The following is a 14,170-nucleotide window of genomic DNA, read 5'->3' as shown; positions in this document are numbered from 1 at the left end:
GGTTAGAGGCGCTTCAGCGTCTTGATGACGCCTTAAACTTCACACATCGCGGCGCTGGGCGATCGGACATACTCGCTGCATGACCGATGTGGACCGCGTCCCGAGCTGGCCCGAGCTGATCCTGCTGATGTGCTTCGGCGAGTCCGAGGAGCCCTCGTTCACGGGGGTCGTCGAGGTCGACGATCGGTACGAGGACGAGGACACCGGAGAGGGTGCCCCGCGGCGCCTGCTCCGCGTCCACAAGAGCGGGCCGCGCTATCGGGTCGAGACGCTCGACGGGGAGCTGGTCCACATCCAGGGTGCGGATCGCGGCTGGACATTCCACCCGGGCAGCGACACGCCGGGTCTCATCAAGATCGATGACGAGTACACCGGCCACTCGTACGACTACGCGATCGCCCGGCCCAACCCGACACGGTGGCGCGGGAACGACTTCACGACCCCGACCGGTCCGGCGGTCAGCACGACCTACCTCGGCCGAGCAGCGTGGCAGGTGGAGATCGCGCCGCCGCCTCACAAGCCCGTTTCGATCACGCTCGTGATCGATGCCGCCACGGGCATGCAGCTGCGATGGGGCAGCGACGAGTTCGGCGACGTGTTCCGCTGGACCGACATCGACCACGGCGTCGAGCTCGCCGACGACCTGTTCACGTGGGACGGGCCGTTCCACTTCGCCTACAGCGATCCTGACGAGCTCCCCGACGACATCCAGGAGATGGTCGAGCGCGGCGACGCGGAGCGGCGCGAGAAGGTGGCGGCCCTTCAGCTGCCGGACATCTCCGTACGGCTCAGCGCCAGCCCCGAGGTGTTCAACGTCGGGGACGACGGCTCGTTCCACGCCATGTTCGACCTCTCGGGCTACCTGGTCGTCGAGCGGCGACCCCACAGCACCGGTGCGTGGGAGGACGACGACCCTCGGGGGTACGAGATGTGGACCGACGGTCCATGGGACTGGCGCATGCGGCTGTCCGACGAGATCGATCCCGAACAGCTCGATGCAATCCGTGGTCAGCTTGCGAGGCTCTCGTGACACCCGATGCTTGAGCCATGACGTCGTCTTCGGGGGATTGGTCGGCACGAGCCAACTATTGGCGTGGCGACCGCGCACTCGGCGGCCATGTGCGGGTTGCCGAGGGGGTCCTGACTTTCGAACCGCACGGACTCGAGCGTGCGCTCGGTGGGGACACGGCGTTCAGCACGAAGCTGGTGGATGTCGTACGACTGTCCCGGGCGCCGCGATCGTTCAGGGTGCCGCGTCGACGGTTGGTCGTCACGACACGATCGGGTGACGAGGCGTACTTCCTCGTGTCCAAGCTGGACAGCGTCATACGCCGTCTCGCGGTCGCCATCGAGAGCGACGGCGGCCACGTGGACGTCGACCTCGACCCGTCTGCCCCGTTGGACGTGCCAGAAGATCACCCCGACAACTCCCGGCTGATGAACTGGGTCTTCTCCGCGTGGGGACACGTCGTCGGCCTGACCTTCTGGTCGCTGGCGCTCGTCGGCGTGCTCCAGGGATCCCGCAATCGCGTCGTGCTCATCGTGCTCGCGGCACTCATCCTGTTCTCCGGATGGCGGGCTTGGGCCGGCTTCAGACGTCGGGCCGCGATTCGCGCTCAGCTCGCCGAGCCGCGTCCGGATCACGAGTGACGCGCTGCTAGGCTGACCGTCGAACATCGACATCCTTTAACGGCCGTCCCGAGAGGCGGAGAAGGAGGTCAGACATGGTCGCGTCTGATGACGCCCCCCGTGCTGACGCCACGCACGCACCCGCTCGAACCGTCCTGGACGACAAGGACATCTCCCGCGCCTTGACGCGCATCACTCACGAGATCCTCGAGCGCAACCGAGACGCCTCCGACGTCGTGCTGCTCGGCATCCCGACCCGCGGTGTCCACCTCGCCCGGCGCATCGCGAAGCGGATGTCCGAGGTCGAGGGCCGCGAGATCACCGCCGGTGCGCTCGACATCACGATGTATCGCGACGACCTGCGGCTCAAGCCGGCCCGGGCGCTCGAGCACACCGAGATCCCCGACGACATCGACGGCAAGATCGTCGTGCTTGTGGACGACGTGTTGTTCTCAGGCCGGACGATCCGGGCCGCGCTCGATGCCCTCAACGAGCTGGGCCGGCCCAAGGCCGTGCAGCTCGCCGTGCTGATCGACCGCGGCCACCGCGAGCTGCCGATACGCGCCGACTTCGTGGGCAAGAACCTGCCGACCTCGCTCGTCGAGAAGGTCAAGGTCGCGTTGACCGAGTCGGACGAACGCGACGCCGTCGACATCCAGGGGGGAGCGGCATGACCTTCACGCACCTGCTCAGCGCGGGCGACCTCGACCGTACGGACGCGATCCGCATCCTCGACACCGCCGAGGAGCTCCTCGGCGTCGCCAGCAGGCCGATCAAGAAGCTGCCGACGCTGCGCGGCCGCACCGTCGTCAACCTGTTCTTCGAGGACTCGACCCGCACCCGCATCTCGTTCGAGGCCGCGGCCAAGCGGCTCAGCGCCGACGTCATCAACTTCTCGGCCAAGGGCTCGAGCGTGTCCAAGGGCGAGAGCCTCAAGGACACCGCCCTGACGTTGCAGGCCATGGGCGCCGACGCGGTCGTCATCCGCCATCAGCACTCCGGTGCCCCGCACCGCCTGGCCAACGCCAAGTGGACCAACGGTGCGGTCATCAACGCCGGCGACGGCACGCACGAGCACCCGACGCAGGCGCTGCTCGACGCGTTCACGATGCGCAGGCACCTCGGCGAGCTCGAGGGCAAGAACATCACGATCGTCGGCGATGTCCTGCACAGCCGCGTGGCCCGCTCCAACGCGCTGCTGCTCGACACCCTCGGCGCCAACGTCACGCTCGTCGCACCGCCGACGTTGCTGCCGGTCGGCGTCGAGAAGTGGCCGGTCGAGACCTCGTACGACCTCGACTCGTCGCTCGAGAAGGCCGACGCCGTCATGATGCTGCGGGTGCAGCAGGAGCGCATGAACGCCGCGTTCTTCCCCAGCGCGCGCGAGTACAGCCGCCGCTACGGGCTCGACACGCCCCGTCTCAACCGGCTGCCCGAGCACGCGATCGTCATGCACCCCGGCCCGATGAACCGCGGCATGGAGATCACCGCCGACGTCGCCGACCATGTCCGATCGGTCATCGTCGAGCAGGTCACCAACGGTGTGGCCGTACGCATGGCCGTCCTCTACCTCCTCCTCGGCGGCGCGGCCGGGGAATCCACCAGCGAAGAAGGCACTGAATGAGCTCGTACGTCATCCGGGGAGCGAGCATCCTCGGCGAGACCGTCAGCGACATCGCGATCGAGGACGGTGTCATCACCGCGATCGGCACCGGGCTCGACGGCGACGAGGTGATCGACGCGACCGGCCTGGTCGCGCTGCCCGGCCTCGTCGACCTGCACACGCACGTACGCGAGCCCGGCCGTGAGGACGCCGAGACCGTCCTGAGCGGCTCCAAGGCCGCCGCGCGTGGCGGGTTCACCTGCGTGCACGCCATGGCCAACACCGATCCCGTAGCCGACACCGCAGGTGTCGTCGAGCAGGTCTGGCGCCTCGGGCGCGAGGGTGGCTACTGCGACGTGCAGCCCGTCGGCGCCGTCACGATCGGCCTCGGCGGCTCGCGCCTGGCCGAGCTCGGCGCGATGGCCGACTCCGCTGCCGGCGTCCGGGTGTTCTCCGACGACGGCAAGTGCGTCTCCGACGCGGTGATCATGCGCAGGGCGCTGGAGTACGTCAAGGCGTTCGACGGCGTCATCGCCCAGCACGCGCAGGAGCCGCGCCTCACCGAGGGCGCGCAGATGAACGAGGGGCCGCTGTCCGGCGAGCTCGGCCTGACCGGCTGGCCCGCCGTCGCCGAAGAGGCGATCATCGCGCGGGACGTGCTGCTCGCCGAGCACGTGGGATCGCGGCTGCACGTGTGCCACCTGTCGACGCGGGGCTCGGTCGAGATCATCCGCTGGGCCAAGGGGCGCGGCATCGACGTCACCGCCGAGGTCACCCCGCACCACCTGCTGCTGAGCGACGACCTGGTCCGCAGCTACGACCCGATCTACAAGGTCAACCCACCGCTGCGGTCCAACGACGACGTCGCCGCCGTGCGCGAGGGCCTCGCCGACGGCACGATTGACATCGTGGCCACGGATCATGCTCCCCACCCCATGGAGGACAAGGAGTGCGAGTGGTCCGCTGCCGCCTTCGGCATGCTGGGTCTCGAGACCGCGCTGTCGGTCGTGCAGCAGACCATGGTCGACAGAGGCCTGCTGACCTGGGCGCAGGTCGCCGACAAGATGTCGGCGAAGCCTGCCGAGATCGGCCGGGTCGGCAACCAGGGTCGCCCGCTCGAGGTGGGGGAGCCGGCCAACATCGTGCTCGTCGATCCGGCTGCGACGCGGGTCATCGACGCGCGCGACACGGCGTCGCTGTCGCGCAACAACCCGTACGCCGGGCTCACGCTGCCCGGGGAGGTCGTCGCGACGTTCCTGCGCGGCAGACCGACCGTCCGCGACCGGGCGCTCGTGGAAGGGGCCATCGTATGACGACCGAGGCGATCCTCGTGCTCGAGGACGGACGCGTGTTCCGTGGCGAGTCGTTCGGCGCCGTGGGCGAGACGATCGGCGAGATCGTGTTCTCCACCGGCATGACGGGCTACCAGGAGACGCTGACCGATCCGTCCTACAAGGGGCAGATCGTCGCGATGACGGCACCGCACATCGGCAACACCGGCATCAACGACGAGGACTTCGAGTCGCGTCGCATCTGGGTCGACGGCTACATCGTCCGCGACCCGGCGCGAGTGCGCTCCAACTGGCGCTCCAACCGCTCGCTCGACGACGAGCTTGCGGCGCAGGACGTCGTGGGCATCTCCGGCATCGACACGCGCGCGCTGACGCGACACCTGCGCGAGCGCGGTGCGATGCGCGGTGGCATCAGCTCGGCGTCCACCGACGTCGACGCGCTGCTGGCCAAGGTCACCTCCGCGCCTGGCATGAAGGGCGCCAACTTCCTCGCCGACGTCACGACCGACACGACGTACGTCGTGCCTGCCGTCGGCGACAAGCGGCTCACCGTCGCGGCGATCGACCTCGGCATCAAGGGCATGACCCCGCGCCGCATGGCCGAGCGTGGCATCGAGGTGCACGTCATGCCGGCCACCACGACGTACGAGGAGATCGCCGCGATCAGCCCCGACGGCGTGTTCATGTCCAACGGTCCCGGTGACCCGGCGACGACCGATCACGTGACGGCGGTGCTCAAGCAGGTGCTCGAGGCGCGCATCCCGTACTTCGGCATCTGCCTCGGCAACCAGGTCTTCGGCCGTGCGCTCGACCTCGGCACCTACAAGCTGGTCTACGGTCATCGCGGCATCAACCAGCCCGTCCAGGACCTGACGACCGGCAAGGTCGAGATCACGGCGCACAACCACGGCTTCGCGGTCGATGCGCCGGTCGAGGGCACGTTCGAGACGCCCTACGGTCCCGGCCGGGTCACGCACGTGTGCCTCAACGACAACGTCGTCGAGGGCCTCGCACTGCTCGACCAGCCCGCGTTCAGCGTGCAGTACCACCCGGAGGCTGCGGCCGGACCGCACGATGCGGCCTACCTCTTCGACAGATTCGTGGACCTCATGGCTTCGACAGGCTCAACCAGCGAGGTTTCGACAAGCTCAACCGGCGGGGGTCGCTGATGCCGAAGCGCGAAGACATCAAGTCTGTCCTGGTCATCGGCTCCGGGCCGATCGTCATCGGCCAGGCGTGCGAGTTCGACTACTCCGGCACCCAGGCGTGCCGCGTCCTCCGCGAGGAGGGCATCCGCGTCATCCTGATCAACTCCAACCCGGCGACGATCATGACCGACCCGGAGTTCGCCGACGCCACCTACATCGAGCCGATCACGCCTGAGTTCGTCGAGAAGGTCATCGCCCAGGAGCGCCCCGACGCGCTGCTCGCGACCCTCGGCGGCCAGACCGCGCTCAACGCCGCGATCCAGATGCACGAGGCGGGCGTGCTCGAGAAGTACGGCGTCGAGCTCATCGGCGCGTCGATCGACGCGATCCAGAAGGGCGAGAACCGCGAGTCCTTCAAGGCCGTCGTCGAGACGCTGCCCAAGGAGTGGGGCGCCGAGTCGGCCCAGTCCGTCATCTGCCACACCATGCAGGAGTGCCTCGACGGCGTGGAGGGCCTCGGCGGCTATCCCGTCGTCGTACGCCCGTCGTTCACGATGGGCGGCTCGGGCTCCGGCCTGGCGTACGACGAGGCCGACCTGCACCGGATCGCCGGCTCCGGCCTCGCGCTGAGCCCGACGACCGAGGTGCTCCTCGAGGAGTCGATCCTCGGTTGGAAGGAGTACGAGCTCGAGGTCATGCGCGACACCGCCGACAACGTGGTGATCGTCTGCTCGATCGAGAACCTCGACCCCATGGGCGTGCACACGGGCGACTCGATCACCGTGGCGCCGGCGATGACGCTCACGGACGTGGAGTACCAGCGCCTGCGTGACATCTCGATCGGCATCATCCGCGAGGTCGGCGTCGACACCGGAGGCTGCAACATCCAGTTCGCGGTCAACCCCGAGGACGGCCGCATCGTCGTCATCGAGATGAACCCGCGCGTGTCCCGCTCGTCGGCGCTCGCCTCCAAGGCCACGGGCTTCCCGATCGCCAAGATCGCCGCCAAGGTCGCGATCGGCTACACCCTCGACGAGATCCCCAACGACGTCACGCAGGAGACCCCGGCCTCGTTCGAGCCGACGCTCGACTACGTCGTCGTCAAGGTGCCGCGGTTCGCGTTCGAGAAGTTCCCCGCAGCCGATGCCACGCTCACGACACACATGAAGTCGGTCGGCGAGGCCATGGCGATCGGCCGCAACTTCACCGAGGCGCTGCAGAAGGCGCTGCGCTCCCTGGAGCGGCCCGACGCGCAGTTCGACTGGCACAAGGAGTGGGTCGACCTCGACAAGGCCGCGCTCCTGCAGGAGATCAGCGTCCCGCACGACGGCCGGCTCAAGAAGGTCATGGACGCGATCCGCGCCGGCGCCACGCCCGAGGAGATCTTCGACGCGACCAAGATCGACCCGTGGTTCGTCGACCAGCTCGCGCTGATCAACGAGATCGCGGTCGAGCTGACCGGTGCCAAGGAGCTGTCGCCCGCGCTGCTGCGCCGTGCCAAGCGCCACGGCTTCTCCGACTCGCAGATCGGCAAGATCCGGGGCCTGAGCGAGGACGTCGTCAGGGGAGTGCGCCACGCCCTCGGCGTACGCCCGGTCTACAAGACCGTCGACACCTGCGCCGCGGAGTTCTCCGCCAAGACGCCCTACCACTACTCGTCGTACGACGAGGAGACCGAGGTGGAGCCGCGCACCAAGCCGGCCGTGCTGATCCTCGGCAGCGGCCCCAACCGCATCGGGCAGGGCATCGAGTTCGACTACTCGTGCGTCCACGCAGCCCTGGCGCTGTCCGAGGTCGGCTACGAGACCGTGATGGTCAACTGCAACCCCGAGACCGTCTCGACCGACTACGACACGTCCGACCGGCTCTACTTCGAGCCGCTGACGCTCGAGGACGTGCTCGAGATCGTGCACGCGGAGCAGCAGGCCGGCCCCGTCGTCGGCGTCATCGTGCAGCTCGGCGGCCAGACCCCGCTCGGCCTCGCCGCCGGCCTCGAGGCCGCCGACGTGCCGATCGTCGGCACCCAGCCGTCCGCGATCGAGCTGGCCGAGGAGCGTGGCGCGTTCGCCAAGGTCCTGGCCGACGCCGACCTGCCCGCACCCAAGCACGGCATGGCGACGTCATTCACCCGGGCACGTGAGATCGCCGAGGAGATCGGCTATCCGGTGCTGGTGCGCCCCTCGTACGTCCTGGGCGGCCGCGGCATGGAGATCGTCTACGACGAGGGCACCCTCAAGGACTACATCAGCCGCGCCACGGAGATCTCGTTCGAGCGGCCGGTGCTGGTCGACAGGTTCCTCGACGACGCGATCGAGATCGACGTCGACGCGCTCTACGACGGCACCGAGCTGTTCCTCGGCGGCGTCATGGAGCACATCGAGGAGGCCGGTGTGCACTCCGGCGACTCGGCGTGCGCCCTGCCCCCGATCACGCTCGGCGACGCGGAGGTCGACCGCATCCGCGCCTCGACGGAGGCCATCGCCAAGGGCGTGGGGGTCCGCGGGCTCATCAACATCCAGTTCGCGCTGTCGTCCGACATTTTGTACGTCATCGAGGCCAACCCGCGGGCGTCCCGTACCGTGCCGTTCGTCTCCAAGGCCACCGCGACACCGCTCGCCAAGGCCGCTGCCCGGCTCATGCTGGGGGAGTCGATCGCCGAGCTGCGCGCGGCCGGCATCCTGCCCGCGACGGGCGACGGCGGCAAGCTGCCCGACAACGCCCCCATCGCGGTCAAGGAGGCGGTCATGCCCTTCAACCGCTTCCGCACGTACGAGGGTCGCTACGTCGACACGCTGCTCGGCCCCGAGATGCGCTCGACGGGTGAGGTCATGGGGTTCGACTCCGGCTTCGGCACGGCGTTCGCCAAGTCACAGGCCGGCGCCCAGAACGGCCTGCCCACGTCGGGCAAGGTCTTCGTGTCGGTCGCCAACCGCGACAAGCGGCACATGATCTTCCCGGTCAAGCGGCTTGCCGACCTCGGCTTCGAGATCCTCGCGACGAGCGGCACCGCGGTCGTCCTCGCCCGCAACGGCGTGACCTCGACGGTCATCCGCAAGCTCAACGAGGAGCCGCTGCCGGGCCAGGCGCGCAGCACGATCGTCGACAAGATCCACGACCAGGACGTGCAGCTCATCATCAACACGCCGCACGGCGTGACCTCCGGCGGCAGCCCGCGCATCGACGGCTACGAGATCCGCACCGCGGCGGTCGCCGAGGGCATCCCGTGCATCACGACGGTGCAGGGCCTGGCCGCGGCGGTGCAGGGCATCGAGGCGCTGATCGAGGGCAAGATCGGGGTCAAGTCGCTGCAGGACTGGGGCCGCATCGTCACCGAGAGCCGCACGTCATGAGCTTTGGTTCGCGCGCTCGCGCGGCGATGGCGGCGTACGGGCCGGCATGCATCGGCATCGACCCGCACTCGTCCCTGCTCGCCGAGTGGGGCCTGCCGGACGATGTCGAGGGCCTCGACCGCTTCGCCACGATCTGCGTCGAGGCGTTCGCGGGCAAGGTTGCGTTCGTGAAGCCGCAGTCGGCGTTCTTCGAGCGCTTCGGCGCCCGGGGCGTCGTGGTCCTCGAGCGTACGATCCAGGATCTCCGGCACACCGGCTCCCTCGTGGTCCTCGACGTCAAGCGTGGCGACATCGGTTCGACCGCCGCTGCGTACGCCGATGCCTACCTCGACGAGGACGCCCCGATGGCGGCCGACGCGATCACGGTCAACCCGTTCCTCGGATTCGGCTCGTTGCAGCCGTTCTTCGACGTCGCGGCCAAGAACGACGCGGGAGTGTTCGTCCTCGCCTTGACCTCCAACAAGGAGGGCCCCGAGGTGCAGCACGCGGTCACCGGTGACCGCACGGTCGCCGGCAGCATGCTCGCCCAGCTGGCGGCCCTCAACGCCGATGCCTTCCCGATGGGATCGTTCGGGGCCGTCGTCGGCGCGACGATCGGGGACGCCGCCGAGGACCTGGCGATCAACGGGCCGCTCCTCGTGCCCGGATTCGGGGCGCAGGGCGGCACCGTCGACGACATCCGCCGGCTGTTCGGCTCGGTCATCGACAACGTCATCCCGTCGACCTCCCGCGGCGTGCTGTCCGCGGGCCCCGATGTCCAGGCGCTCCGCGATTCGGCCGCCCGCGTCAACGACGAACTTGTAGGGTCATAGCGTTCAGGGTTTGGCCGTTTCCCAAGGAGTCCATGCATGAAGAGAACCGCCGCGATCCTGGTCACGACGATGGTCGCGATCACGACGCTGTCGGGCTGCGGTGGAGGTGGCGACCCCTACTGCGACGCCGTCGACAAGCACAAGGCGGACCTCAACACGTTCGGGGAGACCCGGACCAACGCCGCGTACGCCAAGTACGCCAAGATGCTCGTCGACATCTCCAAGGACGCGCCGGCCTCGATCAAGCCCGACTGGAAGGCGCTGTCGGCCGCCACGACCGGGATCGTCGAGGCGCAGAAGAAGGCCGGCATCCCGCTCGAGGACATGAAGGACAAGGCCAAGCTCAAGAAGCTCGACCCCAACCAGCTCAAGCAGATCAACACGGCCTACGAGAAGTTCAACAGCACGACCAAGCAGCGCGACGCCGTGGTCAAGAACGTCAAGCAGCAATGCGACATCAAGCTCAAGTAGAACCGTTCGTACAACAGATGAGGTGAGGCAAGTGGCACTCCCGATATTGACGCCGGAGCAGCGCAAGGCTGCACTCGAGAAGGCAGCGGCCGCACGGCAGCTGCGAGCCGAGGTCAAGAACCGCCTCAAGAACTCCCGCGCCAGCCTGACCGAGGTCATCCAGGAGTCGCGCGCCAACGAGGTCATCGCCAAGCTCAAGGTCATCGACCTCCTGCAGTCGATGCCCGGGGTCGGCAAGGTCCGCGCGCAGGAGATCATGCAGCGCATCGGCATCGCCGACAGCCGCCGGCTCCGTGGCCTGGGTGCCAACCAGATCAAGGCATTGATCGCCGAGTTCGCGGATAGAACAGGCCGCTCTGGCCGTGCCTGACGGGTCTTCAGCACCCGTCACACGTCCGTCGCGGCTCGTCGTCCTCGCCGGTCCCACCGCGGTCGGCAAGGGGACGGTCGCGGCCTGCGTACGCCGCAGCCACCCGGAGATCTGGATCTCCGTCTCGGTGACGACCCGCCCGGCGAGGCCGGGCGAGATCGACGGCGTGCACTACCACTTCATCACCGACGAGGAGTTCGACCGGCTGATCGCCGAGGACGGCCTGCTCGAGTGGGCGGTCGTGCACCGGGCCGCCCGCTACGGCACGCCCCGCGCGCCCGTCGAGCAACGCCTCGCCGTCGGCACCCCGGCGCTGCTCGAGATCGACCTGCAGGGTGCGCGTCAGGTCCGCGAGCGCATGCCGGACGCCCTGATGTGCTTCCTGGCGCCGCCGAGCTGGGCCGAGCTCGAACGCCGCCTGGTCGGCCGGGGGACCGAGGGCCCGGAGGAGCGCGAACGTCGGCTCGCCACCGCCCGCACCGAGCTCGCGGCCGAGCCGGAGTTCGACGTGACGATCGTCAACACCGATGTCGAGACCGCTTGCCAAGAATTGGTAGACTTGTTCAGATCCGGCACGAGCCGGGTGCATTCCTAATCTTTCTGTGAGGCTCTCTGTGTCCACGACACGCTCGACTGCCATCGGCATCACCAACCCGCCGCTGGACGATCTTCTGGAGAAGGCGGACAGCAAGTACAAGCTCGTCCTCTACTCCGCCAAGCGTGCGCGCCAGATCAACGCCTACTACTCGCAGCTCGGCGAGGGCCTGCTCGAGTACGTCGGACCGCTCCTCGAGACCGGTGTGCAGGAGAAGCCGCTCTCGATCGCGCTGCGTGAGATCAACTCCGACCTCCTGACCGTCGAGGACGTCGACCCCGAGGCCGAAGCCGCGGCTGCCAAGGCCTGATCGCTCACATCCCGTGAGTCCCTCCCGAGTGAGGCGGTAGGTATGGCAGAGGTTGTGCTGGGTGTTTCCGGCGGCATCGCGTCCTACAAGGCCGCGGAGCTGCTGCGCCTGTTCACCGAGTCGGGCCACAGCGTCCGCGTCGTTCCGACGGCGTCCTCGCTGCACTTCGTCGGCGCCGCCACGTGGGAGGCGCTCAGTGGCAAGCCTGTGCAGACCGGCGTCTTCGAGCACGTCGACGAGGTCGCGCACGTACGCATCGGCCAGCACGCCGATCTCGTGCTCGTCGCGCCGGCCACCGCCAACATCCTCGCCAAGGCCGCGCACGGCCTCGCTGACGACCTGCTGACCAACACGCTGCTCACGGCGCACTGTCCGGTGGTCTTCGCCCCGGCGATGCACACCGAGATGTGGGAGCACCCCGCCACGCAGGCCAACGTCGCGTCGCTCCGGGAGCGGGGTGTCGTCGTGCTCGAGCCCGCAGTCGGCCGCCTGACCGGCGTCGACACCGGCAAGGGACGGCTGCCTGCGCCTGCCGAGATCTACGCCGCCGCGCTGCAGGTGCTTGAGGGCCGCCCGCAGGATCTCGCCGGCCTGCACGTCGTCGTCTCCGCCGGTGGCACGCGCGAGTACCTCGATCCCGTCCGCTTCCTCGGCAACCGGTCCTCCGGCCGCCAGGGCTATGCGCTCGCCGAGGCCGCGGTCGCCCGTGGCGCCCGGGTCACCGTCGTCGCGGCCAACGTGGCGCTGCCCGACCCCGCCGGCGTCGAGGTCGTACGCGTCGTCAGCACCGAGGACCTGCGCCAGCAGATGCACCTCGCCGCAGCCGACGCCGATGCCGTCGTGATGGCTGCGGCTCCGGCCGACTTCCGGCCCGCTGAGTTCGCCGAGGCCAAGATCAAGAAGTCCGGCGACGGCGTCGCCCCCGACATCCACCTCGTCGAGAACCCCGACATCCTGCTCGAGCTGGTGCGTGCGCGCACCAGCAAGCGTCCCGTCATCGTCGGTTTCGCCGCCGAGACCGGTGACGCGCGCGCCAGCGTCATCGAGCACGCCCGCGCCAAGCTGGCCCGCAAGGGCTGCGACCTCCTCGTCGTCAACGACGTCAGCGCCGGTAAGGTCTTCGGCCAGGAGGAGAGCGAAGCCGTGATCCTCGGCGCCGACGAGACCGTCGAGGAGATCTCGTACGGCCCCAAGATCAGGCTGGCACATGCGATCTGGGACGCCGTGGTCCAGCGCGTGGACTGACTGAAACTCTCGCCCGTCTCAATCGTTAGAATGCCGTACCGAACTTCAACCCAGGAGAAACTGTGAGCCGCTTGTTCACGTCCGAGTCCGTCACCGAGGGCCATCCGGACAAGATCGCCGACCAGATCAGCGACAGCGTCCTCGACGCCCTGCTGGCCGAGGACCCCAAGAGCCGCGTGGCGGCCGAGACGTTCGTGACGACCGGCATGGTGCTGGTCGGTGGCGAGGTCACAACCAAGGCGTACGTCGACATCGCCCGCATCGCGCGTGACCGGGTCCTCGAGATCGGCTACGACTCCTCCACCAAGGGCTTCGACGGCGAGTCCTGCGCCGTGCAGGTGACCCTCGACGCCCAGAGCCCCGACATCGCGCAGGGCGTCGACAAGGCCGAGGAGGCCCGCGTGGGCTCCTCGGTCGACCCGCTCGACGCGCAGGGCGCCGGCGACCAGGGCCTCATGTTCGGCTTCGCGTGCGACGAGACCCCCGAGCTCATGCCGCTGCCGATCACGATCGCGCACCGCCTGGCCGAGCAGCTGACCGCCGTGCGCAAGGACGGCACGCTGCCCTACCTGCGTCCGGACGGCAAGACCCAGGTCACCATCGAGTACGACGATGACGACAAGCCGGTCCGGGTCGAGGCGATCGTCATCTCGACCCAGCACGAAGAGGGCATCGACCTCGAGACCCAGCTCGCCGTCGACATCCAGAAGCACGTCATCGACGCGGTGCTCGCCCAGTACGACATCGACTCGTCGGACTACCGCGTGCACATCAACCCGACCGGCAAGTTCGTCATCGGCGGCCCGATGGGTGACGCCGGCCTGACCGGTCGCAAGATCATCGTCGACACCTACGGCGGCTACGCCCGCCACGGCGGCGGCGCGTTCTCCGGCAAGGACCCGAGCAAGGTCGACCGCTCAGCTGCTTACGCCATGCGTTGGGTCGCCAAGACCATCGTGGCCGCGGGCCTCGCCACCAAGGCCGAGGTCCAGGTGGCGTACGCCATCGGCGTCTCGCGCCCCGTGGGCTTCTACGTCGACACCTACGGCACCGAGACGGTCCCGGTCGACAAGATCCGCGACGCCGTCCTGGAGGTCTTCGACCTGCGTCCCGGCGCGATCGTGCGTGACCTCGACCTCCTGCGCCCGATCTACGCGCAGACGGCTGCCTACGGCCACTTCGGTCGCCCCGGCCTGCCGTGGGAGGACACCAGCCGCGCCGAGCAGCTCAAGGCTGCCGCCGGCGCCTGAGCCTCGCTCTCCAGAACGACCCCCGCCGCCCGGCGGGGGTCGTTCTGCGTTCCAGCGGGGTGCGTGTGGGTGGCGGCTGGTAGAACAGCACCGTG

At 68.7% G+C, this 14,170-nt stretch carries 14 protein-coding genes; all 14 read left to right on the top strand.

What is annotated here, in order from left to right:
* Positions 1 to 79 precede the first annotated feature (79 nt).
* The 14 genes from ASE12_RS03535 to metK all read left to right on the top strand — a co-directional run bounded on the left by ASE12_RS03535 (position 80) and on the right by metK (position 14,075).
* Positions 80 to 1,030, top strand: coding sequence for a hypothetical protein (locus tag ASE12_RS03535; RefSeq protein WP_157412796.1), 951 nt, complete (start codon positions 80 to 82; stop codon positions 1,028 to 1,030).
* Between the two features lie 17 nt (positions 1,031 to 1,047).
* Complete coding sequence (locus ASE12_RS03530; protein ID WP_157412795.1) at positions 1,048 to 1,650, top strand: hypothetical protein; 603 nt, start codon at positions 1,048 to 1,050, stop codon at positions 1,648 to 1,650.
* Between the two features lie 74 nt (positions 1,651 to 1,724).
* On the top strand, positions 1,725 to 2,303 hold the full coding sequence (gene pyrR / locus ASE12_RS03525; protein ID WP_056397014.1) for a bifunctional pyr operon transcriptional regulator/uracil phosphoribosyltransferase PyrR: 579 nt from the start codon (positions 1,725 to 1,727) through the stop codon (positions 2,301 to 2,303).
* Positions 2,300 to 3,253 carry an aspartate carbamoyltransferase catalytic subunit gene (locus ASE12_RS03520; protein ID WP_056397012.1) on the top strand — a complete coding sequence of 318 codons (954 nt, stop codon included), beginning with the start codon at positions 2,300 to 2,302 and terminating at the stop codon, positions 3,251 to 3,253. Before pyrR ends, ASE12_RS03520 begins: the two co-directional genes overlap by 4 nt.
* Positions 3,250 to 4,545: a dihydroorotase gene (locus ASE12_RS03515; RefSeq protein ID WP_056397010.1), complete on the top strand. Its 1,296-nt coding sequence runs from the start codon at positions 3,250 to 3,252 to the stop codon at positions 4,543 to 4,545. The genes ASE12_RS03520 and ASE12_RS03515 overlap by 4 nt, the downstream gene beginning before the upstream one ends.
* Complete coding sequence (carA, locus tag ASE12_RS03510) at positions 4,542 to 5,693, top strand: glutamine-hydrolyzing carbamoyl-phosphate synthase small subunit (RefSeq protein ID WP_056397007.1); 1,152 nt, start codon at positions 4,542 to 4,544, stop codon at positions 5,691 to 5,693. Before ASE12_RS03515 ends, carA begins: the two co-directional genes overlap by 4 nt.
* Entirely contained in the window at positions 5,693 to 9,022 is a 3,330-nt protein-coding gene (carB, locus tag ASE12_RS03505) for a carbamoyl-phosphate synthase large subunit (protein ID WP_056397005.1), read from the top strand. The genes carA and carB overlap by 1 nt, the downstream gene beginning before the upstream one ends.
* Positions 9,019 to 9,834, top strand: a complete 816-nt coding sequence (pyrF, locus tag ASE12_RS03500) for an orotidine-5'-phosphate decarboxylase (RefSeq protein ID WP_056397004.1) — start codon at positions 9,019 to 9,021, stop codon at positions 9,832 to 9,834. The genes carB and pyrF overlap by 4 nt, the downstream gene beginning before the upstream one ends.
* A 36-nt stretch (positions 9,835 to 9,870) precedes the next feature.
* The gene (locus tag ASE12_RS03495) at positions 9,871 to 10,305 is read left to right on the top strand and encodes a hypothetical protein (protein ID WP_056397002.1); all 435 of its coding nucleotides are present in this window, start codon (positions 9,871 to 9,873) and stop codon (positions 10,303 to 10,305) included.
* 31 nt (positions 10,306 to 10,336) lie between these two features.
* Entirely contained in the window at positions 10,337 to 10,675 is a 339-nt protein-coding gene (gene mihF, locus ASE12_RS03490; protein WP_056397000.1) for an integration host factor, actinobacterial type, read from the top strand.
* The gene (gene gmk / locus ASE12_RS03485; RefSeq protein ID WP_157412794.1) at positions 10,668 to 11,270 is read left to right on the top strand and encodes a guanylate kinase; all 603 of its coding nucleotides are present in this window, start codon (positions 10,668 to 10,670) and stop codon (positions 11,268 to 11,270) included. The genes mihF and gmk overlap by 8 nt, the downstream gene beginning before the upstream one ends.
* A 19-nt stretch (positions 11,271 to 11,289) precedes the next feature.
* Positions 11,290 to 11,580, top strand: coding sequence for a DNA-directed RNA polymerase subunit omega (gene rpoZ / locus ASE12_RS03480; protein ID WP_056396994.1), 291 nt, complete (start codon positions 11,290 to 11,292; stop codon positions 11,578 to 11,580).
* Positions 11,581 to 11,622: 42 nt separating this feature from the next.
* Positions 11,623 to 12,825, top strand: a complete 1,203-nt coding sequence (gene coaBC / locus ASE12_RS03475; RefSeq protein ID WP_056396991.1) for a bifunctional phosphopantothenoylcysteine decarboxylase/phosphopantothenate--cysteine ligase CoaBC — start codon at positions 11,623 to 11,625, stop codon at positions 12,823 to 12,825.
* Positions 12,826 to 12,887: 62 nt separating this feature from the next.
* Positions 12,888 to 14,075 carry a methionine adenosyltransferase gene (gene metK / locus ASE12_RS03470; RefSeq protein WP_056396987.1) on the top strand — a complete coding sequence of 396 codons (1,188 nt, stop codon included), beginning with the start codon at positions 12,888 to 12,890 and terminating at the stop codon, positions 14,073 to 14,075.
* Positions 14,076 to 14,170: the final 95 nt, after the last annotated feature.

Origin of the sequence: Aeromicrobium sp. Root236 (genome assembly GCF_001428805.1) — a bacterium.
Lineage (GTDB): Bacteria > Actinomycetota > Actinomycetes > Propionibacteriales > Nocardioidaceae > Aeromicrobium.
Note: the sequence above shows the minus strand (reverse complement) of the source record. Positions and strands in the feature narration are given on the sequence as shown.

Bases quoted from the DNA above. Each gene is read 5' to 3' on its own strand.
- ASE12_RS03535 (WP_157412796.1), top strand. From the start codon at position 80: ATGACCGATGTGGACCGCGTCCCGAGCTGGCCCGAGCTGATCCTGCTG.
- ASE12_RS03530 (WP_157412795.1), top strand. From the start codon at position 1,048: ATGACGTCGTCTTCGGGGGATTGGTCGGCACGAGCCAACTATTGGCGT.
- pyrR (WP_056397014.1), top strand. From the start codon at position 1,725: ATGGTCGCGTCTGATGACGCCCCCCGTGCTGACGCCACGCACGCACCC.
- ASE12_RS03520 (WP_056397012.1), top strand. From the start codon at position 2,300: ATGACCTTCACGCACCTGCTCAGCGCGGGCGACCTCGACCGTACGGAC.
- ASE12_RS03515 (WP_056397010.1), top strand. From the start codon at position 3,250: ATGAGCTCGTACGTCATCCGGGGAGCGAGCATCCTCGGCGAGACCGTC.
- carA (WP_056397007.1), top strand. From the start codon at position 4,542: ATGACGACCGAGGCGATCCTCGTGCTCGAGGACGGACGCGTGTTCCGT.
- carB (WP_056397005.1), top strand. From the start codon at position 5,693: ATGCCGAAGCGCGAAGACATCAAGTCTGTCCTGGTCATCGGCTCCGGG.
- pyrF (WP_056397004.1), top strand. From the start codon at position 9,019: ATGAGCTTTGGTTCGCGCGCTCGCGCGGCGATGGCGGCGTACGGGCCG.
- ASE12_RS03495 (WP_056397002.1), top strand. From the start codon at position 9,871: ATGAAGAGAACCGCCGCGATCCTGGTCACGACGATGGTCGCGATCACG.
- coaBC (WP_056396991.1), top strand. From the start codon at position 11,623: ATGGCAGAGGTTGTGCTGGGTGTTTCCGGCGGCATCGCGTCCTACAAG.